Consider the following 16,103-nt stretch of genomic DNA (forward strand, 5'->3'; position numbering starts at 1 on the left):
CGAATCATTTGATATGATAGAAATGCTGAGAAAATATGAATTAGGGAGAGGAAAATGGCTGTGAAGAAATTGTTAAGTGTTTTTATATCATTCTTGCTATTGTTTTCATTTACTGGAACTTTAGCGCAGGCGGAAGAAACTACTTCTATGTCAGTAGAAAAAGCAATTCAAGTATTTAAGCAGCAAGGGAAAACGAAGGGAATAGTGGAAGGATATATCGTTGGGTATACGCAAAGTCCTTCTAAATACACGAAAGATCCGGCTAAGTTTGACGACACAAATGTGGCAATTGCCGATTCGCCAAACGAAACGAATCCAGACAAAATCATGCCTGTTCAGTTGCCAAAAGGCGATGTGAGATTGGCTGTAAATGTGAAAGATCATCCTGAAAATATCGGGAAGAAAGTTAGCTTAACAGGGACGCTTGAATTATATTTCGGTAGCTCAGGTTTAAAATCAGTAACAGCTCATAAGTTTTACGGAGAAGAACAAAACCGTGTTAGCGATGTAGTGGCTTCACCAAATGGCGGGGAAGTTGCGAAAGGAACAGCGGTAACATTAACAACGAATACAGAAGGAGCAACAATCTACTATACGTTAGATGGCTCTAATCCTACAAACAAAAGCGTTCGTTATAACGGACAAATTATAATGAATGAAAATAGTATAGTGAAAGCAATCGCAGAAAAAGAAGGGCTTACTTCTTCAGCGATTTCAACATTTTCATTTCTAATCGTAACAAATGAACCAGTTCGTATTCATGATATTCAAGGGAAATCCCATATTTCTCCTTACAACGGGAAGAAAGTAAACAATGTGGAAGGCGTTGTCACAGCGCTTGATAAAAATGGTTTTTATATAGAAGATAATCAGCCGGATAATGATCCAGCTACTTCAGAAGGTATTTACGTATACAAAAAAGATGCGAATGTGGCGGTAGGAGATCTTATTCAAGTTGATGGAGCAGTAGAAGAATATGTTGGACCTGGATACGCAGAACGTTTTGAAACGGACTTAACGACGACAGAAATTAAAGCGAGTCGCGTTGCTGTAATCGCAAAAGATCAACCTTTACCAGCACCGATTGTACTTGGAGAAAACGGAGTGAAAATCCCAGATCAAATTATTGATAATGATGGATTTGGTCTATTTGACCCGAGCGAAGATGCAATTGATTTTTATGAAAGTATAGAAGGTATGCGCGTTACGATGCCAACACCAAAAATTATCGCTCCTCAGAAAAATGGTAACTTATATGTAACAGTAAAAAACGGTGGGGATAAAGTTATAACGAAGTATGGCACACCGCTATTAGATAAAGAGCAATTAAACCCAGAGCGTCTTTCTGTTAAGGTACCTCGTGATTATGTCGCGAAAGTAGGCGATACGTTCACTGGGGATATAACTGGAGTAGTAGGATATGACTATGGTGCGTTCCGCATTTCGCCAGTAACGGAATTACCATCTGTAGTGGACGGTGGATTTAAGCAAGTAGGTGCAAATATTCAGCCGCGTCTTGATAAGTTAACAGTGGCTACATATAATATTGAAAACTTCTCAGCGAACAAAAAAGAAACAACAGATGAAAAGGTAAAAGCGCTAGCTTATTCTATTAAATACAACTTGAAAATGCCTGATATTATCGGCGTCCAAGAGATGCAAGATAATAATGGATCGATTAATGACGGAACAACAGATGCTTCTTTAAGTGCAAAACGTATTATTGATGCTGTATTAGAAATTCGTGGACCGAAGTATGAGTATGTAGAAATTGCGCCAAGCAACAATCAAGACGGAGGAGCACCAGGGGCTAACATTCGCGTCGGTTTCTTCTATAATCCATCACGCGTGAAATTAGCAGCAGTACCGAAGTTACTAGATAAAAATGTTGTTCGTATTGGAGACGAAAATCCATTATTTGAAAGTACACGTAAACCATTAGCGGCAGAATTTACGTTCCAAGGGCAAGATGTTGTTGTCATTGCAAATCACTTAAACTCAAAAATAGGAGATGCAACACCATTTGGAAAAGTGCAGCCGCTCGTATTAAAGAGTGAAGAAAAACGAGTTCAATTAGCACAAGAAGTGAATCATTTCGTGAAAGGTATTCAAGAAAAGAATACGAATGCGCCAGTTGTTGTATTAGGTGATATGAATGACTTTGAATTCTCTAAACCTTTAGAAGCACTAGAGGGAACGATATTAAAGGATATGTTAAACACAGTGCCGAAAGAGAACCGTTACACGTACATTCATGAAGGTAACGCACAAGTGTTAGATCATATTTTAGTAACAAATAACATTGTACAGCACACAATTGTAGACCCAGTACACTTAAACTCAAATATTATGAAAGAACATGGACGTGTAAGTGACCATGATCCAGTACTTGCTCAAATTGATTTGAAGAAGGCTTCTTAAATCGAGAGGACGCTTAGGTAACTAAGCGTTCTTTTTTGTTTTTACATCGTCATATAATTATGAAGATGTAATTCCTTTTTTTGTAATATGGCGATAAAATTAATTGAATATTTAGTTTTCGGAAGAAGGGCTAAAGATGCAAGCGTTAATAAGTGGGAAATTAATGAATCAAATCGCAATCTTTTTTAGTAGTATTGTCATGATTCAGTTTATAGCGGAGATAACAGGACTTACACAGAATTTAGATATTACGTATAACCTAATAAATACAGCAAGTTCTTATATAACATTTAGTTTGGCAGTCATTTTTACTTTAATAGGAGCAAGAAGAGAATTGAGTAAATATGCAATTATTTCATTATGTTTAGTTGTAGGTACTAAAGCAACTTATTTTGCGGCGGTTGTTATTTTATGGGGGGTGGCTGGTACGCCGTAAATGAATAAAAAACCTAATTTCCAAGATAACGTGAGGAAATTAGGTTTTTATAATGGATGAAAAGCTTTTCTACATCGATCTCTTCTTTGCAGTCTTCTTCTATATTTTTTTCTATCGCGCTTTACTCCTTGTATATACATGAATAAGCTAACGAGGAGGAAGAAGGTACATTGTATTGTTAAAATATATGGTGACATGCCATGCAGCGGTTGCTTTGGATCATATAAATGAATAGGTGCCCCGCCTATTGTAGGGAATATCGTATTTAGCAGGATGTAAGGAATGGCGGTAGTTGCAAATGGAAATAGAAGCGCCATATAATCTTTTTGTGACCATGCAGATGCAGCAAGTCCTAAAAGAGCCATTAAACCTGCAAATAAAAAATTAATTCCGATATATACAGTAATGTAAGTGATGGGAGTATCGTAATATAAGTTTGCGAACATCCCGTTATCATTTATAATGCCTGAACCAGCCGTCGGTTCTCCGTCTGGAATGGTTAATTTGCAAAATAATAATGATAAGATGAATGGAAACGTATAAAGAGTTCCTCCGCAAAAAAATGTAACGATATATTTCATTACTGAATAAGGAAATATAGAAATTTCTTTACTGACAAACGGTTTAAAACCATCTGATTTATCCGAGTTGTAACTTGTACTAAAGGGAAGGCTCGCAATAACTGGCATTAATAATAAATAAACATCCATTTCATTGCCACGAAATCCAATCCATTTAATATCCGTTGATATAGGTCCATTCGCAGCATCTCCTAAATAACGAATTACATAATAATAATGATAAATACAAATAAGAACGAATCCACTAAACATAATAATTAAAGAAACACGATTATAAAAAGCTTGTCTTATATTTAAACGAAGCGCACGCATCATGACTGAAAAAGCCTCCACTATTTTTATAAATCTGTCTACTTTCTATATTACTATTAAATGTAAGGATTTTCTTGTTTTTTTATTTGTTTATTAGAGAAAGAGGAATTTAAGTGTTGTCAGGTAAGGTTTAACTGTAGAAGAAGATTGTCAGAGTGAAAGGAAAAGAGAGGACATATTGAATTCTAGTTCAGACAAAATTACGCTTTTTACGTTGAAATAAGAAAAAGGTGTTCATAAAAATTATATCTGAAGAACATCTTTTCCTTTCCCCTTTTTTTCTGATACACTATGACAGTATTATATAGATTGACTGGAATGTTTTTATACTGGGAATAACTAAAAAAGAGAACTTGTATAGAATGTAAGCGTGTGGTAATATCAAATATGTACCGATTGACTATATTGTCCAATTGGTCATTTTTGGAGGTGACGATGTGGCGATAGATCGAAAACGTTCTATTATTGAAGCTGCAACAAAGTCTTTTTCAGCATTCGGTTATAAGGCGACGACGATGGATCAAGTTGCGAAGTTAGCGAATGTAGGAAAAGGAACAATTTATACTTTTTTCAAAAATAAAGAAGAACTATTTGGCGAAATTATTTCTAATTTAATTACAGAAATGAAGCAAGTTGCAGAAAATGCAATTCGTTCAGATATTTCATTTTTTGAAAATGTACATAGAGCATTATACAGCATATTAGAATTTAGAAAAGAACATCAGCTCATGATTAAACTAATTCAAGAAGAGCGTGATATGGGAACGAAAGAAGTACAAGAAGTGATGCAACAAGTAGATGTGGAAATCATTTCTGTCATCCAATCTTATTTAGAGATTGCGATTGAAAAAGGTGAGATTAGCAAATGTGATCCAGAAATTACAGCGTTTATTATGCTTCGCCTATACGTATCGCTTATTTTTGATTGGGAAAAAAATCATGAACCGTTAGAAAAAGAAAAAATCTCAGAATTATTCGAATTGTATTTACTAAAAGGATTGTCAAATTAAGATAATCCTTTTAATATTATAAAAAAATGACTAATTGAACAAATTGGTCAAATGTATGAAGAGGGTGGTTTAATATTATAATCAAGTAGATGAAAATGTGCATAGTATAAATTCGGGGATAAGGCATATGTATGAACAGATATAGCCTTTTTATTTGGGTAAAAATGACTAAATTGACATTTTGGTCATTTTTAAAAAGGGGGATAAATTATGAAATGGCATAAGTTGCTTAGTAAAGAATTTGCAGAGATTATAAAAAGTAAAAAAATATTAATCCCAATCATTGCGGTTTTATTTGTACCAATTTTATATGCGGGTATGTTTTTATGGGCCTTTTGGGATCCGTATGAACAGCTAGATGACTTACCAGTTGCGGTAGTCAATTTAGATAAAGGTGCAGTATTTGATGGGAAACCGATTGAAGTCGGGAAAGGGCTCGTTGATAATTTAAAAGATAATAAAAGTTTTAAATGGGAGTTTGTAAGTGAAAAAGAAGCGAAAGAGGGAATGGAAGGCAGAAAGTATTACATGTTAGTACGTATTCCAGATGACTTCTCAAGTAACGCTACAACGTTATTACAAGATGATCCGAAACCATTAAACTTAGAATATATTCCAAATGAAAGTTTAAACTTCTTATCTTCACAAATTGGCGGAACAGCCATTGGAAAAATTAAAAGTGAAGTATCAAGCACGTTAACGAAAACATATGCAGAGAAAATGTTTGATTCCATTAAAGACGTCTCAAAAGGATTAGCAGATGGAGCGGACGGAGCAAATAAGTTACATGACGGAGCTAGTGAGTTGCATGATGGATCAAGTAAAGTGACGGATGGACTGCATACACTTCAAGGGAAATCTGGTGAGATGAAGGATGGGGTTGGGAAGCTATTAGATGGATCTGGTCAGGTAACAGATGGATTGCATACGTTGCAAGGAAAGTCTGGAGAAATGACAACAGGTATTAATAAATTGTTAGATGGATCTGGAAAGGTGACAGATGGATCAAGTCAAGTAACGAATGGTTTAAATATGTTAAACAGTAAAACCGGAGAAATGAAGATTGGAATTACTGAATTGTTAAATGGAGCAGGACAGCTTTACGGTGGTTCTAGTCAAGTTAATAGTGGATTAAATGTGCTAGTTAATAAATCGGGCGAGTTACAAAAAGGGATAGGTAATCTGTCTGATGGCTCAGGTCAATTATATGGTGGTTTAAAAAAATTAGAGAGTAAATCTATTGAATTAAACGATGGTTTGCAAAGGGCTGCTACAGGTTCTAGCGAGTTAGAAAAAGGTATAGTCAAACTTTCGAGCGGCGTAGAAAACCTTGATGGTGCAAACGGTCAACTAGAAGAAGGGGCGAAAAAAATTCGGAAAGATTTGCAAAATTTAAGTGATCAAGCACAAAGTGTTGTAACTGGTCAATCAAATGTACAGAAATCGTCAAATACAGTACAACAAGTAAATACAGAGATAAATAAAGCAGTGGAAAGTGTTGGGAAACTGAAAGAAGATTCTCTATCTAATGCAGATAGTGTAAATCAAACAACAAAAGATGTGGCAGCCTTGAAAGAACAAATTGCAAGTCTACCACAAGAATATCAAGATAAGTTAGAACCATTTATAGTAAACGTTCAGAAAGGTACAGAGACAGTTCAAAAAAAATCAACAGAATTTGTAGGTACAATAAGTACAGTACATAAAAATGTATCACAGTTAAAAAGTGTAATGAACGAGGAGAGAGATGGAGTACAAACAAAAGTATCAACTCCAGAAAGTCTAAATGGTTTAGTAGCTGGTATTGAAAAAGTAACAAAAGAGCAAACGAAATTCATTAGTGGTTTCCAAGAATTTGGTAAAGGATTAGGGGAGGCGAAATTCGGAGCAAAAGCAGCAGCAGAGAGAAGTAAAGAATTAAGTACTGGTATTAGTAAAATGGCGGGAAATGGGCCGGAACTTGTAAGTGGAGTTAATGAATTAACAAATGGAGCGGGTAAGCTAAATAATGGTTTAGGTGAATTATCTACAGGATCCAATCAATTAATTACAGGTGTAAATCAATTAGCGGATGGCTCTGGAAAAGTGACAAGTGGTTTAGGTGAACTAAATGGTGGCTTAGGTGAATTATCTAATGGCGCCAATCAAATTGCAGGGGGGATAAATCAGTTAGCGGGAGGGGCTAGCCAAGTAACAAATGGATCAGGTCAAGTAACAGCAGGTTTAGGAACATTATCAGGTGGAACCGGCCAATTAGTTGATGGAGTAAACAAATTAGCATCTGGTTCAGATCAAGTAACAACAGGTTTAGGTGCATTATCAACCGGCTCAACCCAGCTAATCGACGGAGTAAATAAACTAACAGACGGATCAGGAAAAGTAACGGATGGCCTTGTAAAAGTAAACGATGGTTCAGGTACACTGGCTGAGAAACTTGGTGAAGGTGCAGAAAAAACAGGAGAAGTAAAAGGAACGGATAAAACGTATGATATGTTTGCAAGCCCAGTAAAAGTGAAGACGGAGAAAATGGCGGAAGTTCCAAACTACGGAACAGGATTCACACCATATTTCTTATCACTCGGTTTATTCGTTGGGGCATTACTATTATCTATCGTATACCCATTACGCGATACAGTTGGCGTTCCGAAATCAGGATTCAGCTGGTTTATTAGTAAGTTTGGTGTTTTACTATCAGTCGGTATTATTCAAGCAATAGTAGCAGATGTCATATTACTGTTCTGGTTAGGTGTAGAAGTACAAAGTATTCCATACTTCATACTCTTTAGTATTGTTACGAGTTTAGCGTTTATTTCATTAATTCAATGTTTAGTAACAGCATTCGGTGATGCAGGGCGTTTCATCGCCATCATCACATTAATTATTCAGCTTACAACAAGTGCTGGAACATTCCCGCTAGAGTTGATTCCGAAGTATTTACAACCATTTAATGCTTGGTTACCGATGACATACTCGGTATCAGGATTGAAAGCAGTCGTATCAAGCGGAGACTTTAACTTCATGTGGCAAAATATTGGGATACTCATGATCTTTATCGTTGTATTATCACTTGGAACAATTGCTTCATTAACGTGGATGCACAAACGACAATTTAAAAATATTGCTGAAAATCAATCGATTGAAGCATAAATAAGAAATATAAAAAAGGCACCGAAATGGTGCCTTTTTTATTGGTCTTGTTTTATTGGATGAGAAATTTTATTTGTTTTTCTATTTTTGCGGAACAAGTATATAACAATACTTATAAGGATAATAGTAGCTACAATCCAAACAAATGGACCATATCTTTCAGCAAAAGTATATAGTTTCATGTTGCTGGCAATGTCCTCTTTTGTTTTTCCTATTAGAATTTCAGAACCACTATACCCTTCAAGTGTATCTCCTTTTTTTATACCAAAAATAAGAGTGTCTGATTTGTTTTCTATTCCTGTATATCGGTATCCTTTACCTTTAATTGTTAATTGAGTATCATCCTTTTTTAGTGAGTAATCTTCGGTGGAAATATCTTTTCCTGACAGTGTAATTGGTTCCATCGAAAAACGGATTTCTTTTAATGCAGGAAGAGCCTCATTGTTTAGTAAGAGCTGCTTTGCAATATGCTGCTCGGTATCAATGTTTTTCCAATTTGCTTTTCGTCGTTTATACGTATTAATTTCAAGAAGTGCAAATTCTTTATTTTGAAGTTTTTCCTCTGTAATAGGTTGCGCGGTAGTTAATGTTCCTTTTAATAAAATCACACCGTCTTTTGCAGATTGAAATGAAGAGACCTCCTTCGTTTCTTTTAATGTATTGATAGCACCTCTATAATCTTCTTTTCCTAAAAGAACAGCTCCCGTATGTACGGTTAAAATAAGATATAGGATGCTTAATACTATAATAGCTTTTTTCACTATTTTCCCTCCAAAATATGTATAAGTTAATTGTAACATAATTTTCCATATGAAATTTTTCAATTTGAATAATAGGTTACAGGAATGAGAGTGATAAGTAAATTAAGAGAAGTGTGGATGAGAGAAGTAAAAATGAAAGAGAAATACAGTTGTAAGAAAGGTGAACTGTACTTCTCTTTTAGATGAAAAGTATTTTATTCCGTAAAATCCCAATTGGTGTAGGCTAATAATCCGTGGGGGATGAACAAAATCCCCCACGGATTAAAGTTTCACTTTATTGAATTCTTTTTCTCTGTATTACATTTAAAAAACCCTCAATATTCGAGCTTAAAATTTGGCCCACCGTTATATATTCGTCTTCATAGTAAAATATTAGTTTTTTATCAAAGAATGTTCTTTTCGTCTCTATGGATAGAATTTTTTTATATTCAAATTCCACAATCAATGCATTTTTACAACATTTGAATGATTGTCCATAAAAAATAACCCTCCTATTAGTGGCAAGTAACACTCCGGAACGAGGGACATTATGTGTAATAATATAGCCAGTAAGTGAACATCTTAAAGTGGATAAAATATTTTCTTCATGATGTAATAGTTGTTTTGCATCCTCTAAAATTTGATTCATTGCATATAATCCTTTTTTATTTAAAATACAATCTATATGGATATTATTATAGCAAGAAAGACCATACACCAAATATGTAACATTGCATATTTGGTGTACGGTCTTTCGAATATTATTCAGAATGGTTCTTACTTTCCAAAGAGCATCTTTTCCTTAATTTTACTATATTTTATGTTTGGCCTAAACGAAAGAAAGGAATCAAAACAATTTGAATAGAATCATATTACAGGGGAGTTGATAGTATGAGACAAAAATCTCGCTTCTATTTCATCATATATCCGCTAGTCTGCTTCTTAGTTTATACACTATCTCCGATTTTGTTTCATAAAAAAGAATATACGAGTATGAAAGACATAGTGGGAATGATTGTAACCTATTATATTTTAATTGGTGGATATTACTTTATTGATTTTTTAAGTAAAAGAATAAAGAAAAACGGTAAAGTTTAATAATATAAAAACTGATGGAGGAGAACGAAATGACCGAAAGCCAAATGAAATTTCGTGATACGACCATTCGCAACTTTTTTGATAAAGAGGACCGCTTAAAATCGATTCCAGGTCAAAAAAAGAAAAAGTTAGTCTTATTGGAACATTTGATTAGAAAGCTGGATGCTGGAAACCAATATACAGAAGAAGAAATTAATGCGTTCGTAAAACAGTATCATGATGATTTTTGTACGATAAGAAGAGAATTTGTTATACATGGGTTTATGGACAGAGAAGACAATATTTATAGTGTGAATGCGAGGGAAGAGTGGACGAGGTGGGAGATGTTATAGAGAGCTCTAATTGTGTAAGAACCTGTTTTCATATCTTTGCTGTATTAAAATGATGAATGTAGCGATAAAGGAGGGATTGTCTTGCAAGCTAGCAGTCTTATGCATGAAGAATTTTCGAGGAAGCCATCGGTTTTTGGGATTTTCACTTCACCGACATTACAATTCAAAAGGATGAGGAATCAAAGAAATATATTCCTCCCATTAACTCTTTTAATTTTACTTATTATCATTTCAAGCGCCTTAATTTCCTGGAATTCTTTACATAACCCTGCACTTAGTATGTTTCATGATAAAACTGGATTTACTGTTCCAAAATACATAACTTTCTTTACTTCATTTGGAATTTCTACAGTAAGTGGAATAGTAGCTATATTTTTTGTGCCTATATTCTATAAAAACATTATGATTTTTTTTGGAGTCGATATTAACTACAAGGAAACATTTCCTATCATTATCTATGCATCTTTTGTATTAAAATTAGGGATGCTTTTAAACGGATTGATTGCGTTCTCCCTTGGTGGATATGAGTTGTCCTATACAGGTTTAGGTGCGATAGCAACAGATAATATGGTTTTACATGCAATCGCTCAAAGGATAGATATATTTAATATTTGGTATTACGTTTTATTAGGAATAGGCTTAAAAACAATTACGAATTTAAATGAAAATAAACTTGTCACTCTCATTATTGTGCTTTTCGTTTTTACTAGTGCATTAGCAAGCATATCTGGATTTATGCAAGAAATATCTAAATTACAATAAAAGTATATTGGATTATATTTTTATTCATTTGTATGAAGAAAGGTGGTTTGGCTATGTGCCAAACCACCTTCTTTCATTCTTTATGGTAAATTATGAAATACTGTGATCCAATCGTTCTTTCTGATGAAGATGATGTGCAAAATGCATAGAAATGAGCTGAAACCACTCAGTGGCATTTAAGTAACCAAGTCCAGGGTGCTCTGCTTTACAATCATTAGGAATAGAAGTAAGTGTTGGCTCAATGTCTTTAACAACTGTAATTAATTCCAGAAAACGTTCTTGTACTTCTTCTTTGTTAGTTGGATTTTCGGGTGTATATCCCGGATGATCTGGCACTTTTATTTGTATGTCAGGAAAAGCCCCCATTATATATACTTTTTCACCCATATTCGTTTTTTTGTTAGCTACAGATGGTGTTTCAGTTTTACATTTCTCGATTGCATCTAACTGCATATATGTAGCCGAAAGTAAATGATTATACATTTGACCAAGAGACCATTCTTCTGTAGAAGGTTTCGTTCTAAATTGTTCGAGAGAGTATTTTTCTAATTCCTCTATGTAATACGTTGCTAAATCCTCAAATTTGTTCATATTATTATCCCCTTTTTAAGAAAATGTATTTGTTAATACCTACAATAAAGGAGGGCTACTGACAACATTATGTCAGTAGTAAAATAAAAAAATTAAAGTTTTAACATTTTTTTTACTTCATCATATATTTTCTCAGAAAGAACTTTTGGCTCTAGTACTTGCACTTGGCTCTCCCAGCTTAATACCCATTGAAATACTTCATCTATACTTCTTGATTTCAAAAAGACATGAAAACCATTATCTTTATGCTCGTATGAATCTATAAAAAAGTATCGTGACTCAACAATTTTATGTGCAATATGGGATGGGAATAATAAATGGATCGTAACAGTTCGATTGTTTTCAGGTTGATAGTCTTGTAAAGAAAAGTCCTTCGGTTTTGTAAAAAATTCTTGTTCTTGCTGTAATGTATCCATACGGTCTAAACGAAAATTACGTATTTGTTTTCGAAGTAAACAATGAGCAACGATGTACCAAATTCCTGAAATGTTGACTAAACCGTAAGGATGAACGGTACGTTTTGTTTTTGTAGTTTCTCTCGGTTTACGATACGAAAAAGAGATAGATTGCTCTCTTTGAATAGCTTCTTGTAACAAGAAAAATTGGCTCTCTAGTTTTTCTTGCTCGGCTTGCTGGTTTGAAAATATAGGAGAAAGGAAACGGAAAGTTCCTCGCAATTCCTCAATTTTCTTTTGTTGATCAGTAGGGAGGACTATCTCAAGTTTCTCTTTTGCTGATTGCGCATGTACAGAAAAAGAAGAGGTGAAAGCTTTCTCAATATAATCACCGCCCAATAAAAGAGTAACGGCCTCTTCTGGCGTAAGCTGAATGGGTGGCAAGAAATAACCATCCATTAATGAATAGCCGTGACCAGGCATTGAAAAAATGGGAACGCCGGATTCGCTGAGTGCGTCCATATCTCGATAAATAGTGCGTATACTTGTCTCAAATTTTTCAGCTAAGCTTTGTGCTGTAACGGTTTGTTTTCTTTGTAATTCAATTAATATAGCTAATAAACGATCCGTCCGATTCATGAAATATCATCCTTTATTTTATAAATATTCTTATTGTGAACTTCTAAAAGTAGTATGTAATTCCCTGCCATTAACAGACTTTTTCCTATGTATAATATTAATATAGTAAAATCATAAGAACCTATATTGCAGTTTCCAATAATATACTATATAATCAGGATAAGAAAACGTTTTCATGTAAAGGGGGAAAATTTCGTGTCGACTATCGAGGACGTGGCGAAATTAGCGGGGTTATCAAGGACAACGGTTTCTAGGGTGATCAATAATCATCCATATGTTTCAGATGAGAAGAAGAAAAGGGTTCAATTAGCAATGAAGCATTTAGGCTTCGTTCCTAATTCTGCGGCGAGAAGGCTTCGTAAACAAAAAACAGAAACAATTGCGGTGCTTGTTCCAAGGATTACAAATCCTTTTTTTAGTAGATTTATTGAAGCAATCGAGATTGCTGCTTCTGAACATAAATATAAACTGATTATTTGTCAAACAAGATATTTACCGGAAAAAGAGATGGAATATTTACAATTATTATCTACGAAACAAGTAGATGGGATTATTCTATGTTCACTAGAAAATCCATGGGAGAATGTAGAGCCATACTTGCAACACGGTCCAATCGTGTTATGTAATGAATATATTGAGGAAGCAAATGTTCCAACAGTGAAGTTCGATCATGCACAGGGAGCATACATAGCTGCCAATCATGTATTAGAACAAGGATATCGTAATCTTATTTTTTGCCGTGGTAACGAAACGAAAGTAGTGAGCCAACAGCGAAAAATGGGCTTTTTACGCGCTATTACTGAAAAGAGTAGAGAAGTGGGAGCGATCGATTTTCTTGAAAACGCTTTCTCTTGGGATGATGGAAAACGAATATTCCATGAAGTATTAAAGGACAAAAAAAATCCTACCGCGATTTTGGCAGGAGGCGACGAGGTTGCAGCTGGAATTATCTCAGAGGCAAAACACCATGGTTGGAGTATTCCAGAAGATCTCGCTGTGATCGGTTTTGATAATCAAATTTTATCACAGATTACAGAGCCTGGTATTACGACAATTGAACAGCCAATCGACGAGATGGCCCGAAAAGTTGTCGACTTAATGATGGATAAAATCCATACGAAAAATTATCGACAAAAAGAATTGTATGAGTTTGAACTGGAGCTCTTGGTGAAAGGTTCAACGATGAAGGATAAGATGTTATTAGCCTAGTAGACTATGTCTGCTAGGTTTTTTTATGTTCACAAACTACTATTCTTCGTGAACGCAATCGTCACATTTGTTATGGTATGCTTCGTGCTGCTCATCAATTTCTTTCCCGCAGTGTACACAAGTTTTCGTCGGTAAATTTCTGAAAAACTCCATTGGTTGATCGATCATGTCAATCCCTCCATTTCCATTTCTTACTATCATTGTATTAGTACAAAAAACAAAAGTCAACAACTGTTTTATAACAAAATTGAAAATTAATGAAAAAGTTTAGGAAATGGATTATAGTTAACAATGTAGGATGTAAGTAAAAAACTTTCTCAAGTACGGAGAAAAACGGCATTCCTACTCGGTTTTAGAAAGGATGGATACATATGAAAATGACTGTTGTCGGCTTTTGGGGCGGCTTTCCAGAAGCGGGAGAAGCAACGTCGGGGTATTTGTTTGAACACGATGGTTTTCGTTTACTTGTAGACTGTGGTAGTGGTGTACTAGCACAGCTTCAAAAATATATAACACCATCTGATATAGATGCAGTTGTACTGTCGCACTATCATCACGATCATGTTGCAGACATTGGGGTATTGCAATATGCGAGATTAATTACGAGTGCGACTAAGGGACAACTACCGGAGTTACCAATATATAGTCATTCGTTTGATGAGAATGGATTTAATTCTTTAACGCATGCACCGCATACGAAAGGAATCGCGTACAATCCAGAAGAAACACTTCAAATTGGACCATTCTCCATTTCATTCTTAAAAACTGTTCATCCTGTTACATGCTTTGCGATGCGTATTACAGCTGGCGATGATGCCATAGTATACAGTGCGGATTCAAGTTATATTCCTGAATTTATTCCGTTCACAAAAGATGCTGATCTTTTCATTTGTGAATGTAATATGTATGCACATCAAGAGGCTGCGAAAGCAGGGCATATGAATAGTACAGAAGTAGCAAGTATTGCGAAAACTGCGAATGTAAAAGAGCTTGTATTAACGCACTTACCGCATACAGGCAATCCATCTGATTTAGTAACAGAAGCAAAACAAATTTTCAGCGGCCATATTACGCTTGCGCATAGTGGTTACGTTTGGAATTCATGAGGTGATACGATGTTATTTATTGATAATAAAGGGATTACAGATCCTACGATAAACTTAGCAATTGAAGAATATTGTGTGAAGAATTTAGATATTAACGAAACATATTTACTGTTCTACATTAATGAACCTTCGATTATTATTGGTAAAAACCAAAACACTGTAGAAGAAATTAATGCAGATTACGTAAAAGAACAAGGTATTCATGTCGTTCGTCGTCTATCAGGCGGAGGCGCAGTATATCATGATTTAGGAAACTTAAACTTCAGCTTTATTACGAAAGATGATGGAGATAGTTTCAGCAACTTTAAAAAATTCACAGAACCTGTAACGAAAGCGCTTGGTAAACTAGGTGTAAATGCAGAGCTAAGTGGTCGTAACGACATTTTAGCTGAAGGTAGAAAAATTTCAGGTAACGCGCAGTTTTCAACGAAAGGTCGTATGTTTAGTCACGGTACGTTATTATTTGACTCTGAAATCGATCACGTTGTATCAGCACTAAAAGTGAAAATGGATAAAATTCAATCAAAAGGAATTAAATCAATCCGTAGCCGCGTTGCGAATATTACAGAGTTCTTAAACGAAAAAATGACGACAGAAGAGTTTAGACAACTTCTTCTAGAAACAATTTTCGAAGGTGAAACAGATATTCCAATGTACGAATTAACAGAAGCGGATTGGAAAGAGATTTATAAAATTTCTGAAGAACGTTACCGCAATTGGGACTGGAACTACGGGAAATCTCCGAAGTTCAACTTACAACATTCACACCGCTTCCCAGTTGGACAAGTTGACGTTCGCCTTGAAGTGAAAAAAGGAACAGTAACAGAATGTAAAATTTACGGTGACTTCTTCGGATCACTAGATGTTCATGACATTGAAGAACGTCTAACAGGCGTACAATTTGATAAAGATGCATTCACTGTAGCTTTAGAAGGCGTGGATATTGCACGTTACTTCGGTAATATTACAGCAGAAGATTTCTTACATTTATTCTTCTAAAAATGAGGGAGGCTGTCATAAAGGGCAGCCTCTTTCTTTTTGTGTGGATTGTCACTTTTTGTCGGTAAGTCGATATATTTCAAAAATCGCTGATATAAGTTGAGTTGCGGTCGATATATCCGAAAAATCGCCGATATAATATTAATTTGTATGAGGAGTATACGAGTTTAAATAAAGAGGGACTTGAAACGCTTAGAGGAAAGGTGAGTGCATATTATCTTAAAATGATTTCGGGCCTAGTTTAATAATTTGTTGGTAAATAAAATACCCATATCCTTTCAAAGTGAGTCAAGAGGAGGTGAGCCGTGTATATGCAATTAATGGA

Annotated in this window: 16 protein-coding genes; 10 read left to right on the plus strand and 6 right to left on the minus strand. The window is 35.0% G+C overall.

Annotation, left to right across the window (positions count from 1 at the left end):
• Positions 1–54: 54 nt before the first annotated feature.
• Positions 55–2,421, plus strand: coding sequence for a DUF6359 domain-containing protein (locus ACFWDE_RS20005; protein WP_377894233.1), 2,367 nt, complete (start codon positions 55–57; stop codon positions 2,419–2,421).
• 136 nt (positions 2,422–2,557) lie between these two features.
• On the plus strand, positions 2,558–2,857 hold the full coding sequence (locus ACFWDE_RS20010; RefSeq protein WP_002150028.1) for a hypothetical protein: 300 nt from the start codon (positions 2,558–2,560) through the stop codon (positions 2,855–2,857).
• Between the two features lie 47 nt (positions 2,858–2,904).
• Here ACFWDE_RS20010 and ACFWDE_RS20015 read toward each other — a convergent pair whose 3' ends face one another.
• The gene (locus ACFWDE_RS20015; RefSeq protein WP_377894234.1) at positions 2,905–3,753 is read right to left on the minus strand and encodes a hypothetical protein; all 849 of its coding nucleotides are present in this window, start codon (positions 3,751–3,753) and stop codon (positions 2,905–2,907) included.
• 434 nt (positions 3,754–4,187) lie between these two features.
• Between ACFWDE_RS20015 and ACFWDE_RS20020 the strand changes: the two genes are divergently transcribed.
• Together ACFWDE_RS20020 and ACFWDE_RS20025 are read left to right on the plus strand one after the other, a co-directional pair.
• Positions 4,188–4,760, plus strand: a complete 573-nt coding sequence (locus ACFWDE_RS20020) for a TetR/AcrR family transcriptional regulator (RefSeq protein ID WP_088077914.1) — start codon at positions 4,188–4,190, stop codon at positions 4,758–4,760.
• A 210-nt stretch (positions 4,761–4,970) separates the two neighbouring features.
• Positions 4,971–7,907 carry a YhgE/Pip family protein gene (locus ACFWDE_RS20025; protein WP_377894236.1) on the plus strand — a complete coding sequence of 979 codons (2,937 nt, stop codon included), beginning with the start codon at positions 4,971–4,973 and terminating at the stop codon, positions 7,905–7,907.
• A 38-nt stretch (positions 7,908–7,945) separates the two neighbouring features.
• Here the strand turns inward: ACFWDE_RS20025 and ACFWDE_RS20030 are convergent, their stop codons facing one another.
• Complete coding sequence (locus ACFWDE_RS20030; protein WP_377894238.1) at positions 7,946–8,707, minus strand: hypothetical protein; 762 nt, start codon at positions 8,705–8,707, stop codon at positions 7,946–7,948.
• A 235-nt stretch (positions 8,708–8,942) separates the two neighbouring features.
• Positions 8,943–9,296 (minus strand): PH domain-containing protein, encoded by a 354-nt coding sequence (locus ACFWDE_RS20035; protein ID WP_002150013.1) that lies wholly within the window; start codon positions 9,294–9,296, stop codon positions 8,943–8,945.
• A 242-nt stretch (positions 9,297–9,538) separates the two neighbouring features.
• Here ACFWDE_RS20035 and ACFWDE_RS20040 point away from each other — a divergent pair, with 242 nt between their 5' ends.
• The 3 genes from ACFWDE_RS20040 (at position 9,539) to yknW (ending at position 10,839) form a co-directional block, all read left to right on the plus strand.
• Complete coding sequence (locus ACFWDE_RS20040; protein WP_002125823.1) at positions 9,539–9,745, plus strand: hypothetical protein; 207 nt, start codon at positions 9,539–9,541, stop codon at positions 9,743–9,745.
• 29 nt (positions 9,746–9,774) lie between these two features.
• A complete protein-coding gene (locus tag ACFWDE_RS20045) occupies positions 9,775–10,077 on the plus strand; it encodes a DUF2087 domain-containing protein (RefSeq protein WP_002168936.1) in 303 nt (100 codons plus the stop codon).
• Between the two features lie 81 nt (positions 10,078–10,158).
• Positions 10,159–10,839 carry a YknW family membrane protein gene (yknW, locus tag ACFWDE_RS20050; protein ID WP_377894240.1) on the plus strand — a complete coding sequence of 227 codons (681 nt, stop codon included), beginning with the start codon at positions 10,159–10,161 and terminating at the stop codon, positions 10,837–10,839.
• Positions 10,840–10,929: 90 nt separating this feature from the next.
• Here yknW and ACFWDE_RS20055 read toward each other — a convergent pair whose 3' ends face one another.
• Both ACFWDE_RS20055 and ACFWDE_RS20060 read right to left on the minus strand, forming a co-directional pair.
• Positions 10,930–11,430, minus strand: coding sequence for a DinB family protein (locus ACFWDE_RS20055; protein ID WP_377894241.1), 501 nt, complete (start codon positions 11,428–11,430; stop codon positions 10,930–10,932).
• A gap of 92 nt (positions 11,431–11,522) precedes the next feature.
• Positions 11,523–12,464, minus strand: a complete 942-nt coding sequence (locus tag ACFWDE_RS20060) for a helix-turn-helix transcriptional regulator (protein WP_377894242.1) — start codon at positions 12,462–12,464, stop codon at positions 11,523–11,525.
• 195 nt (positions 12,465–12,659) lie between these two features.
• Between ACFWDE_RS20060 and ACFWDE_RS20065 the strand changes: the two genes are divergently transcribed.
• Positions 12,660–13,673 (plus strand): LacI family DNA-binding transcriptional regulator, encoded by a 1,014-nt coding sequence (locus ACFWDE_RS20065; RefSeq protein WP_377894243.1) that lies wholly within the window; start codon positions 12,660–12,662, stop codon positions 13,671–13,673.
• Between the two features lie 39 nt (positions 13,674–13,712).
• On the opposite strand, the gene yhfH is transcribed toward ACFWDE_RS20065, so the two are convergent.
• Positions 13,713–13,841 (minus strand): protein YhfH, encoded by a 129-nt coding sequence (gene yhfH / locus ACFWDE_RS20070; protein ID WP_061883874.1) that lies wholly within the window; start codon positions 13,839–13,841, stop codon positions 13,713–13,715.
• Positions 13,842–14,044: 203 nt separating this feature from the next.
• Here yhfH and ACFWDE_RS20075 point away from each other — a divergent pair, with 203 nt between their 5' ends.
• Together ACFWDE_RS20075 and lplA are read left to right on the plus strand one after the other, a co-directional pair.
• Complete coding sequence (locus tag ACFWDE_RS20075; RefSeq protein ID WP_377894245.1) at positions 14,045–14,779, plus strand: MBL fold metallo-hydrolase; 735 nt, start codon at positions 14,045–14,047, stop codon at positions 14,777–14,779.
• 9 nt (positions 14,780–14,788) lie between these two features.
• Entirely contained in the window at positions 14,789–15,778 is a 990-nt protein-coding gene (lplA, locus tag ACFWDE_RS20080; RefSeq protein ID WP_377894246.1) for a lipoate--protein ligase, read from the plus strand.
• Positions 15,779–16,103 lie beyond the last annotated feature (325 nt).

This window comes from Bacillus sp. NPDC060175 (genome assembly GCF_042728695.1).
Lineage (GTDB): Bacteria > Bacillota > Bacilli > Bacillales > Bacillaceae_G > Bacillus_A.